Origin of the sequence: Synechococcus sp. B60.1, from assembly GCF_047462555.1 — a bacterium.
Classification (GTDB): domain Bacteria; phylum Cyanobacteriota; class Cyanobacteriia; order Thermostichales; family Thermostichaceae; genus Thermostichus.
In genome coordinates, this window is sequence record NZ_JANSJN010000200.1 from 1 (window position 1) to 1,496 (window position 1,496).

Annotated in this window: 2 protein-coding genes and 1 pseudogene; 1 reads left to right on the forward strand and 2 read right to left on the reverse strand. The window is 59.8% G+C overall.

Going from position 1 to position 1,496, the window contains the following annotated elements; all coding sequences use genetic code 11:
- A partial coding sequence (locus tag NW863_RS12985) for an aminopeptidase P family N-terminal domain-containing protein (protein ID WP_414366864.1) occupies positions 1 to 266 on the reverse strand: 266 nt, incomplete at its 3' end.
- Between the two features lie 191 nt (positions 267 to 457).
- Positions 458 to 871 carry a rhodanese-like domain-containing protein gene (locus NW863_RS12990; RefSeq protein ID WP_414366866.1) on the reverse strand — a complete coding sequence of 138 codons (414 nt, stop codon included), beginning with the start codon at positions 869 to 871 and terminating at the stop codon, positions 458 to 460.
- A 115-nt stretch (positions 872 to 986) separates the two neighbouring features.
- Here NW863_RS12990 and NW863_RS12995 point away from each other — a divergent pair.
- Positions 987 to 1,496: pseudogene (locus NW863_RS12995) on the forward strand (hypothetical protein); the annotation flags it as partial.

Here is a 1,496-nt window from a genome sequence, read left to right on the forward strand (position 1 = left end):
TCCACCCACAGCCAGGCCCTGTCCCGGCTAATCAGAGCATCCCCCACCGAGCCGGTAAAGCCTGTAATCCACTGCCGTCGCTTGCGGTATTCCAGCAAATACTCATTGAGGTGCTCATCAGCCGAGGGCACCCAAAACCCATCCAGATTGTGTTCCTGCAAAAGCTGGCGCAACTGCTGCAAACGGGCGGCAATCTCTGAACGGGGCAGGGTTTGGAGCATGGCAAGGACAAGAGGGAGATCTGGGCCGATGGCCTTAGAGACCAATATAGTTCTCCTTACCCTGGGAAAGCAGACGGAACATAGAGGAAGCGGCTACTGGGGCCGCTGGTGGACTACAAAGCAGGAGCCAAGGGCTTCTGCGCCGTGTTTTTCGGCGACCTGGTGCACTGCTTTTCCCAACTGGCACCGAAACGGCTGGCTACCTCGTTATTGAACGCCGTCGCGAACGCACCGCTCTAACTCCCCTCTCCCTCCGGGAGAGGGGTCGGGGGTGAGGGCTGGGATTCCGGAAAGCCAGCCTCTCGCCAAGCGCGGATGCCGCCGTCCATGGAGATCACGCGGCGGTAGCCCATTTTCTGCAGGTTGTCGGCTGCTAGCGCCGAGCGAAAGCCGCCACCACAGTAGAGGACAATCTCGGCTTCTTTATCTGGAATCACCTTCTCGATATCCCGCTCGATGATGCCTTTGCTTAAGTGAATGGCGCCGACAATGTGGCCGGCCTGCCACTCCGACTCTTCCCGCACGTCGACTAGGTAGAAGGGATCCCCTTGCAGTTGTTTTTGCCTCACCTGTTCAACGGTGAGCTCTTGGATGCGGCTTTTGGCCTCGTTAACCAAAGCCAGGAAAGCAGGAGAGTGGTGGGATGCCATGCACACCTCCCAGAGAACCCAGTTCCCAGGATAAACCCAGGCCCAATCGCGTTGGGCAACACTAAACCTTCAGCAAGCTAAACTAAGGGCAGATTTGCCGCCGGAGGCCCCCAGTTTGAGCTCTCGATTCACCCTTTCCCAACTGCTTGGGTTCCTTGCTCTGACTTTGAGCTGGGGGATCCCTTTCCCTGCCAAGCTACCGGCCCAAGCTGCCCCCGTCCGCCTAGAAAGCGGGATCCAACGGCAAGTCTCTAGCCCGCCGCCAGCCTCGCTCGTAGAGTGGCTGCAAAAGCAGATAGACGCTGCCAACCGCCGCGACTTGCCAGGGGTGATGGCTGGCTACAGCCCCAACTTCCGCCACCGGGACGGCCTGGATCGGCAGGGGGTGGAAGAGGCCATTGGCAAGCTATGGGAGGCCCATCCCCAGTTGACCTACTCGGCGGAAATTGTCTCTTGGCGGCAGGTGGGCCCTGAGATCGTAGCCGAGATCGCCAGCCAAGTGCAGGGATCCCAAGCTTCAGCGCGGGGGGAGTTTCAGGTCAAGGCTTCCGCCCTGGTGCGCAACCGCTACCGCCCGGATGTGGCCAATCCAGGACAACTGCTGCTCGTAGACCAAGAAGTCCTG